Source organism: Diaphorobacter sp. ED-3 (assembly GCF_027625375.1).
GTDB lineage: Bacteria > Pseudomonadota > Gammaproteobacteria > Burkholderiales > Burkholderiaceae_C > Diaphorobacter > Diaphorobacter nitroreducens.
Window position 1 is genome coordinate 1726602 of record NZ_CP115182.1, and the last position, 16232, is coordinate 1742833.

At 67.4% G+C, this 16232-nt stretch carries 15 protein-coding genes; 6 read left to right on the forward strand and 9 right to left on the reverse strand.

Annotated elements, in window-relative coordinates:
- Positions 1-25 precede the first annotated feature (25 nt).
- The 3 genes from ligD to gshA all read left to right on the forward strand — a co-directional run bounded on the left by ligD (position 26) and on the right by gshA (position 5362).
- On the forward strand, positions 26-2542 hold the full coding sequence (gene ligD / locus PCQ86_RS08545; protein ID WP_270175271.1) for a DNA ligase D: 2517 nt from the start codon (positions 26-28) through the stop codon (positions 2540-2542).
- A gap of 203 nt (positions 2543-2745) precedes the next feature.
- The gene (locus PCQ86_RS08550; protein WP_270175272.1) at positions 2746-3657 is read left to right on the forward strand and encodes an SDR family NAD(P)-dependent oxidoreductase; all 912 of its coding nucleotides are present in this window, start codon (positions 2746-2748) and stop codon (positions 3655-3657) included.
- Between the two features lie 172 nt (positions 3658-3829).
- On the forward strand, positions 3830-5362 hold the full coding sequence (gshA, locus tag PCQ86_RS08555) for a glutamate--cysteine ligase (RefSeq protein ID WP_047350583.1): 1533 nt from the start codon (positions 3830-3832) through the stop codon (positions 5360-5362).
- Positions 5363-5798: 436 nt separating this feature from the next.
- On the opposite strand, the gene PCQ86_RS08560 is transcribed toward gshA, so the two are convergent.
- Positions 5799-7496, reverse strand: a complete 1698-nt coding sequence (locus tag PCQ86_RS08560) for a thiamine pyrophosphate-binding protein (RefSeq protein WP_270175273.1) — start codon at positions 7494-7496, stop codon at positions 5799-5801.
- Between the two features lie 213 nt (positions 7497-7709).
- Here PCQ86_RS08560 and PCQ86_RS08565 point away from each other — a divergent pair, with 213 nt between their 5' ends.
- Positions 7710-8627, forward strand: a complete 918-nt coding sequence (locus PCQ86_RS08565) for a LysR family transcriptional regulator (RefSeq protein WP_270175274.1) — start codon at positions 7710-7712, stop codon at positions 8625-8627.
- Positions 8628-8673: 46 nt separating this feature from the next.
- On the opposite strand, the gene PCQ86_RS08570 is transcribed toward PCQ86_RS08565, so the two are convergent.
- The 5 genes from PCQ86_RS08570 to PCQ86_RS08590 are packed head-to-tail and all read right to left on the reverse strand — an operon-like array spanning position 8674 to position 12286.
- Entirely contained in the window at positions 8674-9840 is a 1167-nt protein-coding gene (locus PCQ86_RS08570; RefSeq protein ID WP_270175427.1) for an MFS transporter, read from the reverse strand.
- A 16-nt stretch (positions 9841-9856) separates the two neighbouring features.
- Positions 9857-10939 (reverse strand): ACR3 family arsenite efflux transporter, encoded by a 1083-nt coding sequence (gene arsB / locus PCQ86_RS08575; RefSeq protein WP_088887050.1) that lies wholly within the window; start codon positions 10937-10939, stop codon positions 9857-9859.
- 1 nt (position 10940) lies between these two features.
- A complete protein-coding gene (locus PCQ86_RS08580) occupies positions 10941-11438 on the reverse strand; it encodes an arsenate reductase ArsC (RefSeq protein WP_270175275.1) in 498 nt (165 codons plus the stop codon).
- 17 nt (positions 11439-11455) lie between these two features.
- Positions 11456-11941 carry an ArsI/CadI family heavy metal resistance metalloenzyme gene (locus tag PCQ86_RS08585; RefSeq protein WP_270175276.1) on the reverse strand — a complete coding sequence of 162 codons (486 nt, stop codon included), beginning with the start codon at positions 11939-11941 and terminating at the stop codon, positions 11456-11458.
- Between the two features lie 21 nt (positions 11942-11962).
- Positions 11963-12286, reverse strand: a complete 324-nt coding sequence (locus PCQ86_RS08590; protein WP_015912969.1) for an ArsR/SmtB family transcription factor — start codon at positions 12284-12286, stop codon at positions 11963-11965.
- Positions 12287-12399: 113 nt separating this feature from the next.
- Here PCQ86_RS08590 and arsA point away from each other — a divergent pair, with 113 nt between their 5' ends.
- The gene (gene arsA / locus PCQ86_RS08595) at positions 12400-14160 is read left to right on the forward strand and encodes an arsenical pump-driving ATPase (RefSeq protein WP_270175277.1); all 1761 of its coding nucleotides are present in this window, start codon (positions 12400-12402) and stop codon (positions 14158-14160) included.
- Between the two features lie 72 nt (positions 14161-14232).
- Here the strand turns inward: arsA and PCQ86_RS08600 are convergent, their stop codons facing one another.
- Positions 14233-14442, reverse strand: a complete 210-nt coding sequence (locus PCQ86_RS08600; protein ID WP_270175278.1) for an oxidoreductase-like domain-containing protein — start codon at positions 14440-14442, stop codon at positions 14233-14235.
- 15 nt (positions 14443-14457) lie between these two features.
- The gene (locus PCQ86_RS08605; RefSeq protein ID WP_011805710.1) at positions 14458-14679 is read right to left on the reverse strand and encodes a hypothetical protein; all 222 of its coding nucleotides are present in this window, start codon (positions 14677-14679) and stop codon (positions 14458-14460) included.
- A 55-nt stretch (positions 14680-14734) separates the two neighbouring features.
- Here PCQ86_RS08605 and ylqF point away from each other — a divergent pair, with 55 nt between their 5' ends.
- A complete protein-coding gene (gene ylqF, locus PCQ86_RS08610) occupies positions 14735-15694 on the forward strand; it encodes a ribosome biogenesis GTPase YlqF (protein ID WP_011805709.1) in 960 nt (319 codons plus the stop codon).
- A 43-nt stretch (positions 15695-15737) separates the two neighbouring features.
- Here the strand turns inward: ylqF and PCQ86_RS08615 are convergent, their stop codons facing one another.
- Positions 15738-16211, reverse strand: a complete 474-nt coding sequence (locus tag PCQ86_RS08615) for an OsmC family protein (RefSeq protein WP_270175279.1) — start codon at positions 16209-16211, stop codon at positions 15738-15740.
- Between the last annotated feature and the right edge of the window lie 21 nt (positions 16212-16232).

Consider the following 16232-nt stretch of genomic DNA (forward strand, 5'->3'; position numbering starts at 1 on the left):
CGTACACCGGATAAGGCGACGGACCATGCCCCGCAAAGACCCGCTGGCGACCTACAAGCAAAAGCGCAACTTTGCCGTGACGCCAGAGCCCGCGGACGGCGGAGCGCAGTCGCAGGCGCTGCAGTACGTGATTCAGAAGCACTGGGCCAGCCGCTTGCACTACGACCTGCGCCTGGAACTGGACGGCACAATGAAGAGCTGGGCCGTACCCAAGGGCCCCAGTTACGACCCGGCGGACAAACGCATGGCCGTGCAGGTGGAAGACCACCCGATTTCCTACAACCAATTCGAAGGGCAGATCCCGCCGCGCCAATACGGCGCGGGGCGGGTCATCATCTGGGACCGCGGCTATTGGGTGCCGCAGGGCAATCCGCGCGAAGGCTACCGCAAGGGAAAGCTGAAGTTCGAGATCCACGGCCACAAATTGCATGGTCACTGGACCCTGGTGCGTATGCATGGCCGAGACGACGATAAGCAGCCACCCTGGCTGCTGATCAAGGAGCGCGACGGGCTGGAGCGTGCGGCCGGGGAGTTCAGCGTGGTCGACGAGATGCCCGACACCGTGGCAGACCAGCCGCCCGTTGCGCCACCGACGCGCGCAGTCGCGCAGCGGGCTGGGCCCGCGCAGATTCAGCCTCCCACGGCAGCGGCGGTGCCGTGGACATCCGCACCCACGGCACCGCTGCCTGACCAGCTATCCCCGCAACTCGCCACGCTGGTGGATGGACCGCCGGCCGACCTCTCGCAGTGGCTGTGGGAGCTGAAGTTCGACGGTTATCGCATGCTGGCCCGGGTTCAGCGCGACAAGGCACGGCTGTACACCCGTAACGGCAACGACTGGACCGCCAAGATGCCCGCCCTGGCGCAAGCGCTGGCCGCCTTGCCGCTGTCCTCTGCATGGATCGACGGCGAGGTGCTGGTGCTGGACGCCCAGGGTGTCCCCGACTTCCAGGCGCTGCAGAACGCGTTTGACGGGCGTTCGACCGACGCGCTGGTCTTTTACGCCTTCGACTTGCCTTATGCGCACGGGCGCGATCTGAGGCAGATGCCCCTCACTGAACGGCGCGCGCTGCTGCGCAGCGTGCTGCAGCCAGCCTCCTCAGACCGTGTGCGGTTCAGCGAAGCGTTCGAAGCCCGGCCGGCGGACCTGGTGGCCTCGGCCTGCCGGCTGGGATTTGAAGGGGTGATCGGCAAGCGCAAGGACAGCGTGTATGCCTCCCGCCGCAGCACGGACTGGATCAAGCTCAAGTGCAGCCATCGGCAAGAGTTCGTCATCGGCGGATACACCGACCCGCAGGGCTCACGCACAGGGATCGGTTCACTGCTGCTGGGCGTGCATGACGAGGGCGGTGCCCTGCGCTATGCCGGCAATGTGGGCACGGGTTTCAGCGAGCGCGTCCTCGCGGACCTGGCCCGGCGGCTGGGCGCTTTGCGCACCCAGGACAGCCCGTTTGCCCAGCCGCGCTCCATCCCCCGCAAGGTGCATTGGGTGAGGCCCACGCTGGTGGCGGAGGTTTCCTTCGCCGAATGGACGAAGGAGGGCAAGGTGCGCCACGCCGTGTTCCGCGGGTTGCGCGACGACAAGCCCGCCGCCGCCATCGTCCACGAGGAGCCTGCGCACCTGCAGGGGGCTGCGCCCAGCCGCGCCGCGCGCGTGGGGGGGCTGCAGGTGACAAGCCCGGCGCGCGTGGTGGATCCCTCCACCGGGTTCACCAAGCTTGATCTGGTGCGGTACTACGCCACGGTAGCGCCCCTCATGCTGCCCCACCTGCAGGGGCGGCCCGTATCCCTGCTGCGGGCGCCGCAAGGTCTGGAGGGCGAGCTTTTCTTTCAAAAGCACCTGGACACGGGGGCATTGGACGGGGTGAGTGCGTTGTCACCCGACCTGGATCCTGGGCACCCGCCGCTGCTGGAAGTGGCCACGGCGCAGGGCCTGCTGTCGGCCGCGCAGATGAACACCGTCGAGTTTCACACCTGGAATGCTCGCAAGGACCGGATCGAGCGGCCCAACCGCATCACCTTCGACTTGGATCCGGGCGAGGGCGTGCCGTGGGCGCACGTGCAGGAGGGCGCGGCGCTTGTGCGCTTGATGCTCACCGAGCTGGGCCTGCCATCGTTCCTCAAGACCAGCGGCGGCAAGGGGCTGCATGTGGTGGTGCCCATCAAGCGGCTGCACGGCTGGGATGCCGTGAAAGACTTCAGCCAAGCCGTGGTGCAGCATCTGGCGCGCACCCTGCCGCAGCGTTTCGTGGCCAAGAGCGGACCCCGCAACCGTGTGGGAAAGATCTTTGTGGATTACCTGCGCAATGGCTTTGGCGCCACCACGGCCTGTGCATGGACGGCGCGCGCGCGGCCGGGCATGGGCGTGTCTGTGCCCGTCGCCTGGCAGGAACTGGACGCGCTCACGGGTGGCGCCCACTGGACGGTGCAGACCGTGGACCGGCGCTTGAAGACCGGCAACGGCCCCTGGTCAGGCTATGACGAGGCTGCCGTGTCCATCGGGCCGGCGATCAAGGCGCTCGGGGAAAAACGCCACACATAGCCCTGGTGCCCTGCAAGCACTCATGGTGGGGCGAAGGCATACAAGCGGTCTAGGCGGCCCTCATTGAACCTGGTTGCTTCCTGTATCCTTTGAAGCGCCCCGGTCATCGGCCGGGGCGATTTCTTCTCGCTGCGCGTGTGCCCGGCCACCGGTGGTTGCGGGCCTGCGTGTCTGGTGGCAATCCTTCGTTCAAAGACTTCAACATGTCCCTTGATTTCCACGGCCGTGTGGCCATCGTGACGGGTGCAGGTGGCGGCCTGGGCCGTCAGCATGCTTTGGCGCTGGCAGCGCGTGGCGCCAAGGTGCTGGTCAATGACCTTGGCGGCGCCGTGGACGGCAGCGGTGGCTCGGTGTCCGCCGCGCAGGCCGTGGTGGATGAGATCCGCGCCGCAGGCGGCGAGGCGCTGGCCAACGGTGCGTCGGTGACCGATTTCGCGGCTGTGCAGGCCATGGTGCAGCAGGCCATGGACGCGTGGGGTCGCGTGGACATCCTGGTCAACAACGCCGGCATCCTGCGCGACAAGTCGTTTGCCAAGATGGACATGGCGGACTTTGCCCTCGTGGTCCAGGTCCACCTCATGGGCGCGGCCCATTGCTGCAAGGCGGTGTGGCCGCACATGCAGGCGCAGAACTATGGGCGCATCGTGATGACGACGTCCTCCACGGGCCTGTACGGCAACTTCGGCCAGGCCAACTACGGCGCGGCCAAGCTGGCGCAGGTGGGGTTGATGCAGACGCTGGCGATCGAAGGGGCCAAGTACGGCATCCATGTGAACGCCTTGGCACCCACGGCCGCCACCCGCATGACCGAGGGCTTGATGCCCGAGGACGTGCTGGCTGCCCTCCGGCCCGAGGCGGTGGTACCCGCCATGCTGGTGTTGGCGCATGAGAGCGCGCCCACGCGCACCATTCTGTGTGCAGGCGCGGGCACATTCGAGGCCGCGCACATTACGCTCACCCAGGGCATCCACCTGGGACAAGGTGCCGATGTGCCGGAGCAATTGGCCGCGCGCCTGGCCGAGGTGACGGCCCGCGGAGCGGGTGAGCAGGTACCGCAAAGCGGCGCCGCACAGGGGACGAACGAGGTGGCGCAGGCCCTGGCTGCGCACCGCTGACACGGCCTGTCCGGGGCGGTGCTGCCCCGCTGCTACGGTACCAAGAGCGACCGTGCAGAGGCCGGCGGCAGTTCCCCGGTGTCAGGCCGGCGCTTGATGTGGGCGCGGGCAGGCCGCAGCGCGGCGTGCTAAGTTTCGGCCCCACATCAAAAAAGATGGAACAACCACCACCATGAGCACACTCCCACAGCGAATCGCAGCCCTGTCCGCCGACCGGTTGGCAGGCATGCGCCGCGGCATCGAGAAGGAGGGGCTGCGCGTGCTGCCCACGGGCGCCCTGGCGCTCACACCCCATCCGGTGGCGCTGGGCTCGGCCCTCACGCACCCCTGCATCACCACGGACTACAGCGAATCGCAGATCGAGCTCATCACCGGTGCCCACCGCACGGTGCAGGAATGCCAGGATGAACTGACCGAGATCCACCAGTTCGTGCACCGCGTGCTCCAGCAGCAGCCGGGCGGCGAGATGCTCTGGGTGTCCAGCATGCCCTGCATGTTGCCTACGGACGAGACCATTCCGCTGGCGCGCTATGGCTCGTCCAACCCGGGGCGTGCCAAGAGCGTGTACCGCATGGGCCTGGGCCACCGCTACGGCCGGCGCATGCAGACCATCTCGGGCATTCATTACAACTGGTCGCTGCCCGGCGTGGGCAGCGACGAGTACTTTGCGCTGATCCGCAACTTCCGCCGGCACGCGTTCGTGCTTCTGTACCTGTTTGGTGCATCGCCTGCGCTGTGCCCGTGCTTCGTCGAAGGGCGGCAACACAGCCTGCAGCCGCTGGGCGACGGCAAGCGCGCGCTGTACCTGCCGCATGCCACTTCGCTGCGCATGGGGCGCCTGGGCTACCAGAGCGACGCCCAGGCCACGCTGGCCGTCAGCTACAACGGCTTGCAGGGCTATGCCGATTCGCTGCACGAGGCGCTCACGCGGCCTTATCCGGCCTACGAGGCGATTGGCGTGCGCAACCCCGGCGGCGACTACAACCAGCTGGGCACCAGCCTGCTGCAGATCGAGAACGAGTTCTACGGCACCATCCGGCCCAAGCGCACCGTCCACAGCGGCGAGCGCCCCCTGCACGCGCTGCGCGAGCGCGGCGTGGAGTATGTCGAGGTGCGCCTGATGGACCTGGACCCGTTCGTGCCCGTGGGCATCACCGCCGACACCATGCGCCTGCTGGACGTGTTTTTGCTGCACTGCCTGCTGTCGGACAGCCCGCCCGACACGCCGGCCGAGATCGCCGAACTCAAGAACAACCAGCACCTGGCGGCCGAGCGCGGGCGCGAGGCCGGCCTGCAGCTCATGCGCCGCGGCCAGCGTGTGCTGCTGACCGATTGGGCCGCCGAGGTGCTGGCCGAATGCGCGCCCATTGCCGCCACGCTGGATGCCGCCCACGGCGGCGAGGCTTATGCGCACGCGCTGACGGCGGCCCAGGCGACACTGGCGGCCCCGCACTCCACACCGTCCGCGCGCGTGCTGGCCGAGCTGCAACAGCAGCATGACAACGACTTCATCGCCTTCGCACTTGCGCATTCCCAGTCGGCGCGGGACATCCTGATGGGACAGCCCTGGAGCGAGTCGCAGCAGGCGCGCTACCAGGCGCTGGCCGAGCGGTCGCTGGAGGAGCAGCGGGCCATTGAAGTGGCAGATGACCTGCCGTTCGAGGCGTGGCGCGAGCGGTTCATGGCGGTCGAGCAGTTGGGGTAGTTTTTGAGGGTGGCGCTTATGGCGTAAGCGCCGCCAGCTATTCTTTTTGATGTTGCTGCGCGGGGGCGCATAACCCGGTCGGCACCCAAGCATTCGGCAGCAAAAACTCAAAAACGATAGCTGTCCGCGCTTGCCCCACAAGCGCAGAGCCCCATTTAGGGCCTGTTCACACTATTTTTGCCAGTGCGAATGGCGTGAAAACCGCGCCAATCTAGGCGCGTGACGACGCCAAGGCCGGGGCCTTGGCTAGGAGGGCAACGACGAATGGCGCGGTTTTCACTCCGTTCCCTCCGGGTTGCGATCAAAAAGGGCCATTCGCGGCGTTGCCAAGCCTCGCTGGGGTAGCACCCCAGCTTCGTTTGGCGCCTTGCGCCTGGCCCTTTTTGATCGCAACGCATCTGGCAAAAATAGTGTGAACAGGCCCTAGCCCTTCAGATCACCCCTTGCGCGCCATCGCCGCCGACCGGATGCCATCCAGCGTTCCCGTGGGTGTGATCGCCTGCGGATCGATCAGGCAGTGCAGCACGCTGGGCAGCCCGCTCGCCCGTGCGCGTGCCAGTGCCGGGGCGAAGTCTTCGGTGCGCTCCACGCGCTCGCCGTGCCCGCCGAAGGCCTGGGCATAGGCCTTGAAATCGGGGTTCTTGAGCTGTGTGGCGCTAATGCGCCCAGGGTACTCGCGCTCCTGGTGCATGCGGATGGTGCCGTACATGGCGTTGTCCAACAGCACCACTATCAGCGGCAGGCCGTACTGCACGGCGGTGGCGAACTCCTGGCCATGCATCAGAAAGTCGCCGTCGCCCGCAAACACCACCACCTCGCGCTCGCGCCACAGGCGCTTGGCGCCCACGCCGGCCGGCAGGCCGTAGCCCATCGAGCCGCTGGTGGGGGCCAGTTGGCTGGCATAGGTGGTGAACGGCCAGAAGCGGTGCACCCAGGTGGCGAAGTTGCCCGCGCCGTTGCAGAAGATGGTGTCGGCGGGCAGCACTTCGCGCAGGTGCTGCATCACCTCGCCCATCTGCAGCTTGCCGGGGATGCGGATGGGCGCCGGGTCGCTCCAGGCCAGGTACTCGGCGCGCGCAGCCTCGGTGTGCGCGGTCCAGCGCGGCTCGGCCGCGGGGCGCAGGCCGGCCAGGGCGGCGGCCATGGCCTGCGGCGTGGCGTGGATGGCCTGCACCGGGCGGTAGAGCCGGCCGAGCTCGTCGGCGTCGGCATGCACATGCACCAGCGGCTGCGCCGGCACGGGAATGTCGAACAGCTCGTAGCCCTGCGAGGGGATCTCCGACAGCCGCCCGCCCAGCACCAGCACCAGGTCGCTCGCGCGGATGCGCGCCAGCAGTTGGGGGTTGACGCCCAGGCCCAGGTCGCCCGCGTAGCTGGCGTGGCTGGCCGGGAATAGCATCTGCCGGCGGAACGAGCAATACACCGGCAGCCGCCAGGCGCTGGCAAAGGCCTGCATGTCGCGCACCGCCTGGTCGGACCAGCGGCTGCCGCCCACGATGACCACCGGCCGCTCGGCCGCCTGCAGCCGCGCCGCCAGTGCCTGCAGTGCGGGCGCGCCGGGGTAGGTCTCGGGCACGGAGTAGGGCAGGGCATCGGCCACCTGCACGGCATCGGTCAGCATGTCCTCGGGCAGGGCCACCACCACGGGGCCGGGGCGGCCCGAGGTGGCGACGTGGAATGCGCGCGAGACCAGCTCCGGCACGCGTCGCGCATCGTCGATCTGCACCACCCACTTGGCCATGGTGCCGAACACGGCGCCGTAGTCCAGCTCCTGGAACGCCTCGCGCCCCAGCGCACCGCGCGCCACCTGGCCTACGAAGACGATCAACGGCGTCGAATCCTGGTGCGCGATGTGGATGCCCGCCGATGCGTTGGTAACCCCCGGCCCGCGCGTCACGAAGCAGATGCCCGGGCGGCCGGTCAGCTTGCCCTGCGCCTCGGCCATCATGGCCGCGCCGCCCTCCTGGCGGCACACGGTGACGGCGATGTTGGCGTCGTGCAGGGCGTCCAGCACGGCCAGGTAGCTCTCGCCCGGCACGCAAAAGAGCTGCTGCACGCCGTGCACGATGAGCTGCTGGACGAGGATCTGCCCGCCCGTGCGGGATGCGGCGGTGGAGGTAGCGGTGTGCGGCATGGAGGTCCAAGAGAAGGCGAAGCTGCAAATATCGCCCAGCCATGCGCGCTTGCATAGCAAAAAAGCGGAACGACTTGTTGCTTAAATCGCATCAAGTGGCAATATCCCGTCTCAGCCCTGCCTGGCGCCAGCGCTTATGGATCAAGCGCTGGCGCCTTATGCGTTACCACAAGCCTTGGTAGGGTTCATTCTTTGACTGCATGAATTAACGCCATGTTTCGCAAACTTTTCCTGCCGCCCGTGGCCGACCTGCTCGCCTTCGAGGCCGCCGCGCGCCACGCCAGCATCTCACGTGCGGCGGAGGAGCTGCACCTCACGCAAAGCGCCGTCTCGCGCCAGGTGCGCCAACTGGAGGCACAGCTCGGTCAGGCCCTGTTCACCCGGGTGCGCCAGCGCGTGGTGTTGACGGATGCGGGGCGCCTGTACGCCGCCGACGTACGCGCCGTGCTGCAGCAGCTCGGTGCCGCCACGCAGAAGGCCATGGCCCTGGCCGATGGCGGCGGACTCCTGCACCTGGCGGTGCTGCCCACGTTGGGCGCGCGCTGGCTGGTGCCGCGCCTGCCTGCGTTTGCCGCGCTGCACCCGGAGCTGACGGTGAATCTTTCTGCCCGTGGCGAGCCTTTTGACTTCGCCCAGGAGCCGTTCGATGCCGCTATCCACTACGGTGCGCCCCACTGGGCCGGCGCCGTGTGCGACTACCTGATGCACGAAGAAGTGGTGCCGGTGTGCAGCCCCGCGCTGCGCACCCGCCACCGCATCGAGACCCCTGCCGACGTGGCCGGCCTGACCCTGCTGCACCAGACCACGCGCCCCATGCTGTGGGCCGATTGGTTCGAGCAGGAGGGCGTGCCCGCGCCCCAGGCCCTGCGCGGCCCGCGCTTCGAGCAGTTCGCCATGATCGCCCAGGCCGCCATCTCCGCCCTGGGCGTGGCCCTGCTGCCGCGGTTTCTGATGGAGGAGGAATTGGCGAGCGGCGCGCTGGTGGAGCTGCCCGGTGGCGTGCTGACCAGCAGCGATGCGTACTACCTCGTGGTGCCGCTGGCGCGTGCAGAGTCGGCGGGGGTGAAGGCCTTCAGGGCGTGGCTGCGGGAGGTGGCGGGCCAGCGGGAGCTGGGCCGCGTTGGTGGATGAGCGCATGGTGCGCATTGCGGGCGGACACCCTCCCTGGCAATAGTGGTCAAGCGTCGCCGGACCGTTTCATGCCTGCGGCCAGGGCGGCCAGTGCCAAAAAAGCCAGGACCGCCAGTGTGGCGGAGAGCCAGAGCGCCGCGCCGCCCCAGCGCTCCACGGCCAGCCCGAACAGGAATGGCGCCCCGGCCTGCACGATGCGCGCGGGCACCATCAGGAACCCCTGCCGCTGCCCATAGCCTTGTGCGCCGAAGATCAGCAGCGGCAGGGTGCCGATGGCAATGGTCAGGATGCCGTTGCCGAGCCCGTGCAGCACGGCGAACGCGGGCGCCGCGTGGCTGCCCAGCAGCATCAGCAGTACGACGCCCAGCGGATGCGCCAGCGTGGCCAGCCGCGCCGACAACAGCGGATGCGACCGCTTGAGCACGGTGAATTCGACCAATCGCCCCGCGACCTGGGCCGGCCCCACCAGCGCCGCAATGCCGATCGCGCCAGCCAAGGCCACGCCCGAAGCCTGCAGGACCTGCGGCAGATGCGCCGCCATCGCGGTGCTGTTGAACCACGCAATGGCAAACACGCAGGCCATGAGCACGGCCGCACGCCGCCGGGCCGGTGCCAGGCTTGCCGCTGCCTGTGCATGAGGGCTCCCTGCCGCAGCGGCCTGCGCACCGGCCGAAGCGGCCGGCGCGGCCGTGGGCAGCATCGCGTTCAGCGGCAGGCCGATGAGCAGATGCAGCGCCGCCCATGTCAGGCAGGCCTGCCGCCAGCCGAACGCCGACTCCAGGGAGGCCGTCAATGGCCAGCCGATCGTGCTTGCAAAGCCTGCCAGCAAGGTGATGCCGGTGATCGCCCGCCGGGCGTCCTGGCCATGCAGGCGGACCACGGTGGCGAACGCGGCCTCGTAGAGGCCGCTGCCCATGGCCAGGCCCATCAAGGTCCAGGCAGCAAAGACATGGGCGGGCTGTGAGGCCAGGCTGAGCGCCGCGAGCCCTGCGGCAAACACCAGGTTGCTGACGACCAGTACCCGCCGCCCACCAGCCCGGTCAATGGCGCGCCCCGCCCAGGGGCCGGTTGCTGCGGCAAACAGCAGCGCCATCGAGAACGCCCCAAACACCGCCGACGAGGACATGCCGACGTCTCGCCCCATCGGCGCGGCCACCACGGCCGGCAGGTAGTACGACGACGCCCACGCCAGTGTCTGGGCTACGCCCAGCATCAGCGTGGTGGTGGTTCTACGCTGCACGCTTTGCACCCGCGTCGTACCAGCCCTTGGATGAATTCACGACTTTGACGACCAGCAGCATCACCGGCACTTCGATGAGCACGCCCACCACCGTGGCCAGTGCCGCGCCCGACTCGAAGCCAAACAGACTGATGGCGGTGGCCACGGCCAGTTCAAAAAAGTTGGATGCGCCAATCAGGGCGGACGGGCAGGCGACCGCGTGCTTTTCACCCGCCGCGCGGTTGAGCCAGTAGGCCAGCGCCGAGTTGAAGAACACCTGGATCAGGATGGGCACGGCCAGCAGTGCGATGACCAGGGGCTGGCGCAGGATGGCCTCGCCCTGGAAGGCGAACAGCAGCACCAGCGTGAGCAGCAGCGCCGCAATGGACCACGGCCCGATGCGCTGGAGTGCCGCATCGAACGCGGCCTGTCCCCGTGCCAGCAAGGCGCGCCGCCACCACTGGGCCAGCACCACCGGAATGACGATGTACAGCACCACCGAGGTGAGCAGGGTGTCCCATGGCACCGTGATGGCCGACAGGCCGAGCAGGAAGGCCACCAGCGGCGCGAACGCCACGATCATGATGCTGTCGTTCAACGCGACCTGGGACAGCGTGAACAGGGGGTCGCCGCCGGTCAGGCGGCTCCATACGAACACCATGGCCGTGCAGGGGGCGGCGGCCAGCAGGATCAGGCCAGCGATGTAGCTGTCGAGTTGGTCCGCAGGCAGGTAGGGGGCAAACCACTGGCGGATGAACAGCCAGCCGAGAAAGGCCATGGAGAATGGCTTGACCAACCAGTTCACAAACAGGGTGACCCCGATGCCGCGCACGTGGTGCCGCACCTCGCCCAGGGCGGAGAAGTCCACCTTGAGCAGCATCGGGATGATCATCACCCAGATGAGCAGCCCCACCGGCAGGTTCACGCGGGCCACTTCCCACGACCCAATGGTCCGCGCTGCACCGGGAAACGCCTGGCCCAGTCCGATGCCCACCACGATGCACAGCAGCACCCACACGGTGAGATAGCGCTCGAACACGCTCATGGGAGCGCCTGCCGCGCGTTGGGCAGTGGTTTCGCACTGGGCACTCATGTCATTTCCCTGCGAGTTCGCGGGCGCTGGTCTGCAATACCGCTTTCTCCAGCTTGTCGGCGGGCAGGTTGATCAGCAGGTCCAGGCGGCGCTTGATCAGGTGCAGCGTCTGGCGGAAGGCTTCCAGCTTTTCTGAATCAGGCGCGTCGCCTTCGGAAGGATCGGCGAAGCCCCAGTGCGCCGTTGCGGGGTGCCCCGGCCAGATCGGGCAGACCTCTCCCGCGGCGTTGTCGCACACGGTGATGATCAGATCCATCGTGGGAGCGCCTGGGGCGGCAAACTCATCCCAGCTCTTGCTGCGCAAGCCCTCGGTGGAGACGCCTGCCTTTTGCAGGACCTGCAGGCCCAGGGGATGCGGCTGCTGGTTGTCGCGCGGGCTGCTGCCGGCAGACCATGCCTTGAAGCGCCCGCCCGCCATGGCATTGAGCAAGGCCTCGGCCAGGATGCTGCGCGCGGAGTTGTGCGTGCAGAGAAAAAGAACGTTCAAGTGCGTCGTCATGAAGGACCTTCAGCGCATCAGCAGCAGGTGGATGAGGAAGTGGCGGGCCCGCAGCAGGGGGGCTTGGATGCCGGGGCCGCAGGCGCCTTTGGCGCGCAGCACGCGCCGGCGGCAGCCGTTGGGCTGGACTCGTTGAACACGGGAATGTCGCCGAGCGTGTGAAAGTGCTCCCACGCGATGCCCTGCGGGTCGGTAACCCAGTGCTTCTCGCTGCGCGCATAGCAGCAGGTGGTGGCGCCTTCGTCGAGCAGGGCCATGTCGGCCGATGCGGCCCTGGCCTTCAGTTCTGACAGTTCGGCCGCGTCGTCCACCTGAAAGCCCAGGTGATCCAGGCCTGGGGAGGTGCCCCGCGTGGAGATCGCGAAGTTGACCCGCGGATCGTCGAGCATCCACTTCGCGTAATCGGCCTCCACGCGAGCGGGCTCGGCCGCGAAGAGTTGGGAGTAGAAACGGATGCTCTGGGCCAGGTCTTCCACATGCAGGTGGACATGGAATCGCTTCATGGGTTCTCCTTCAAAAGTGGGTCAACAGTCGCAGCTCTTTGCTGTCTCCGCCAGGCAGGACGCGCCCTGGCAGCAGTTCTCCGTGAGGTAGCCGAGCAGATCGTCCATCGTGTCGAAGGAGGCCCGGTAGATCAGGTTGCGCCCCTGACGCTCCTGGCTGACGAGGCCGGAGTGCACGAGCTCCTTGAGGTGAAAGGACAAGGTGTTGGGTGCCACCGCCAGTTGCTCGCACAACGAGCCTGGTGTGAGCCCCTCTGCGCCGGCCACGACCAGTGCGCGAAACACCCGCAGGCGTACTTCTTGAGCCAACGCAGCGAGGGAGCGGATGACATCGATTTCTTGCATAAAACAACTATACAACGATATTGGAAGTGTTGTAAATTTCTTTGGCGCAACATTGCGCATGCCTGAGGCACGCCCTTATCCCCGCCCATTCGGTGCATTGACCACGAACGCCTATGCCATCTCACTTCACCCTTCTGGACGCGCCCACCAAGTATTTGTTCTTCACCGGCAAGGGTGGTGTCGGCAAGACCTCGGTGTCCACGGCCGTCTCCATCGCCTTGGCAGACGCGGGCAAGAAGGTTCTATTGGTCAGTACCGATGCGGCGTCGAACCTCGATGAAATGCTCGGCATTGCGCTGTGCAACCATCCTGTTCCTGTGCCGGGGGTTCCGGGTCTGATGGTCCTGAACATCGATCCGGAAGCCGCGTCGCAGAACTACCGTGCCCGCGTCATTGAACAGATGGGCACACAGGCTACGGCTGAGGAGGTGGACCTCGTGCGCGAGCAGCTCTCGGGTGCCTGCACCACCGAGATCGCCACCTTCGATGAGTTCTCTCAACTTCTGTCGGAAGGAGGGCGGGATTTCGACCATGTCGTGTTCGATACCGCCCCCACGGGCCATACCTTGAGGCTTCTCAGCCTGCCCAAGGCATGGAGCGGGTTCCTCAAGGGCAATGACCGCGGAGCATCCTGCCTGGGGCCGCATTCGGGGTTGAAGATGCAGGAGCAGCTTTTCAACCGGGCGCTGGCATCCCTGAACGAAGCTTCGCTCACGACCATTGTTCTGGTGGCGCGGCCTGAGGCGGGAGCGCTCAACGAAGCCGCCAGGTCTTCAGACGAACTGCGTGAGTTGGGCCTTTCCCACCAGCGCCTGGTGATCAACGCGGTTTTCAAGGCGCAAGACCCTTGCGATGCCGTCGCCCTGGCCATCGAGGCTCTGGGACAGGAGGCCATGCAGGAGATGCCGCAGGCGCTGAAACGTCTGGCGGCCGACGTGATTCCCATGCGGCCCGTCGATTCCGTGGGGCTGCAGGCGCTGCGGGCGCTGCTGTCGCCATCACCGACCGAGGTGCCTGCGGCTGCCCTGGAAGCACCCGACTTCGCGCACCAGACACTGTCCGCGCTGGTGGCGGAGCTGGCGCGGGGTGAGCGTGGATTGATCATGGTGATGGGCAAGGGTGGCGTGGGCAAGACCACGATTGCCGCGGCGATCGCCCTGGGACTGGTCAAGCTCGGCAAGTCCGTGCACCTGAGCACCACGGACCCCGCCGCCCACCTGGCGGTGACGCTGGACGGCGAGATCCCGGGCCTGACCGTCGGGCGCATTGACCCCAAAGCAGAGACCCAGAAATACGTGGACAAGGTCGTTGCCGCCAAATCGGCCGGCATGACCCCGGCGGAGAAGGACCTGTTGATGGAAGATCTGCGTTCTCCATGCACGGAGGAAGTGGCGGTCTTCCATGCGTTCTCGCATGTGGTGTCTCAGGCCCGAAGCGCGTTCGTGGTGCTCGACACCGCGCCCACGGGCCACTCGCTGCTGCTCATGGATGCCACGGGCGCCTACCACCGCCAGATGGTGCGGGAGTTCGAAGGCAAGGCGTCGGGGCGCATCACCACGCCCCTGATGCGGCTGCAGGACCCTGACTACACCAAGATCATTCTGGTGACGTTGCCCGAGGCCACCCCGGTGTCGCAGGCCGCTGCGCTGAAGGAGGACCTGCAGCGGGCCCGGATCGGCACCTTCGCCTGGGTGGTCAACAAGTCACTGTTGGCCAGCAACACCCGCGATCCCCTTCTTCAGGCCCGGTTGAACAGCGAGAGGCGGCAGATGGAGCGGGTTCAAGCATTGGCGCAAGGCCGGTTCTATCTGATTCCCTGGGCGGCGACCCCGCCCGTGGGCGCAAAGGCGCTGGGGGATCTGCTGGAGCCTTGAGCTGCAGAGGCTGCCCTTCCTGGCATGCAAGAGCCTCGCGGGCCGCTGCACACATTCAGCCCCGGTGCAGCGTCAGCAGGAGCCCCCGCCGGGCTGCGCCAGCGCGCCCTGCGCATCTTCGCACCACCACTGCGCCGCCGCATAAAAGCCCTCCCACACGCATCCGTTGCACCCGCGTCCGCAGCAGGTGGTGGGCTCAGGCGGCGGTGGGCGCAGCGCTACGCCGGCGCGGGCGGCCTGCGCCTGCAGGGCGGCGAAGCGCTGGCGGGTGGCTTGCAGCATGAAGGTGACGGGGCCTTACCGGCGCCCGCGCCAACGGATCAGGCCGTAGCGTGCCAGGAAGGCGCAGCCCAGCACCAGCGCGAACCACCCCACCACGTGGCCCTGGGCCATCATCTCGCGCACGTCGGGCGAGCGGGCAATGTAGGGAGCCAGCAGGATGATCACGCCAATGAGCGCGCACACCGCGCCCTTGAGCAGCAGCTCGGAATCTTGTTTGCGCTGGGAGAAAGAGGGCATGGCGGCGATTATCCTTGGCGGCTTCGCAAGCCCCATTCGTGAAAGTACACAGTCCATGGCCATCCAGTGGTTTCCCGGTCACATGCACCTGACGCGCAAGGCGATCGGCGAGCGCATCAAGGACATCGATGTGGTGATCGAGCTGCTGGACGCGCGCTTGCCGGGCTCCAGCAGCAATCCGCTACTGGCCGAGCTGACCGGCCATAAGCCCGCGCTGAAGGTGCTCAACAAGCAGGACGTGGCCGACCCGGCGCGCACGCCGGCGTGGCTGGCCTGGTACAACGCGCGGCCCGGCACGAGCGCGATTGCGCTGGATGCGTCCGACGCCGCGCCCGCGCGCCGGCTCATCGACGCGTGCCGGCAGCTTGCGCCCAACCGGCGCGGCCTCTCCAAGCCCATGCGGGTACTGATCTGCGGCATTCCCAATGTGGGCAAGTCCACGCTGATCAACACCCTGTCCGCCAAGCGCGAAGCCAAGACGGGCGACGAGGCCGGCGTGACCAAGCAGGAGCAACGCATCGTGCTGGACGATGACTTTTACCTGTGGGACACGCCTGGCATGCTGTGGCCGCGCATCACCGTGCCCGAAAGCGGCTACAAGCTCGCCGCCAGCGGCGCCGTGGGCCGCAATGCGTACGACGAGGAAGAAGTGGCGCTGGAACTGTTGGCCTACCTCAAGCAGCACTACGCACCGCTGCTGGATGCGCGCTACAAGCTGGGGCTGGACGCGGCGGCCATCGCCGCCAAGCACGACGACGAACTGCTGGAGCTGATTGCCAGGAAGCGCGGCGCGGTGATGAGCGGCGGGCGCCTCAACCTGCAAAAGGCCGCCGAGATCGTGCTCACCGACCTGCGCAGCGCAGCGCTGGGCCGTGTGACGCTGGAGACGCCGGCCGAGTTCGAGGCCTGGCTGGCCGCCGCCGAGGTGCAGGAAAAGGAACGCGCCGCGCGCAAGGCCGAGCAGCTGCGCCGCAACGAGCGCCGCGCGCGCAACGCCCCGCGGGACGAGGACTGATCAGGGCCAGGTCCGCTCGCAGGATCTGCGCAGTTCACAGGCCCTAGGCCAGCACCGGATCGCAGCGCACCTCGGTGGTGACCGAGTTGGCGATGAAGCACTGTTCATGCGCCTCATGGTGCAGGGCGTGCAACTGTTCGTGCGTGGGCTGCGGGTTGCCGCCAAAGCGCACCGCCGGGCGCAGCGTGACCACGGTCATGGCCATGCGGCCCTGGGCGTTGCGGGCCATCACACCCTCGGCCGCGTCGCGGTAGTCGTCCACGCAAAAACCCTGCCGCGCGGCGATGGAGAGGAACCACAGCATGTGGCAGCTCGACAGTGCGGCGACGAAGGCTTCCTCCGGGTCCACGGCGGCCGCGTCGGACCAGGGCAGCGGCACGACGTGGGGCGACGAGGAGCCGGCCAACTGCGCGCCACCGTCAAAGCGCAGCAGGTGGCGGCGGCTGTAGCGGTTCTTGAGGAAGTCCTGCGGCGTGGCGTCGCGCGTCCAGGTGATTTCGGCGTGGTAAGTGGCCATGGTGGTGTTTGAATGAAAAAT